Origin of the sequence: Paraburkholderia sp. EG304 (assembly GCF_046543485.1) — a bacterium.
GTDB classification, from domain to species: Bacteria; Pseudomonadota; Gammaproteobacteria; order Burkholderiales; family Burkholderiaceae; genus Paraburkholderia; species Paraburkholderia youngii.
This window is the reverse complement of sequence record NZ_JBKGUA010000440.1, coordinates 1-256: the sequence shown is the minus strand read 5'-3', so window position 1 is coordinate 256 and position 256 is coordinate 1. Positions and strand designations below refer to the sequence as shown.

1 pseudogene is annotated in these 256 nt (G+C 63.3%); it reads left to right on the top strand.

Going from position 1 to position 256, the window contains the following annotated elements:
* Nucleotides 1-17: 17 nt before the first annotated feature.
* Nucleotides 18-256: pseudogene (locus tag ACLFKU_RS44645) on the top strand (IS256 family transposase); the annotation flags it as partial.

The window sequence follows — 256 nt, the reverse complement described above, 5'->3', positions numbered from 1 at the left end:
TACCCAAAGGAGCATGTATGCCAAGCAAACCAAAAGCAGGGTCTGCGCCCCCGCCTGAGCTGCCCGCGATTCCAGAGGAGCTCATCGATCAGTTCGTGAAGGGTCCGATGACGGCGGAAGCGGTGCAGGCAGCCTCGATGGCGTTCAAGAAGGCGCTGATCGAGCGTGCGCTGGGCGCCGAGCTAAAACATCACCTGGGCTATCCGAGCGGAGGCCAACGCCCGCCGGAGTCGACCAACCAGCGCAACGGCAGGAG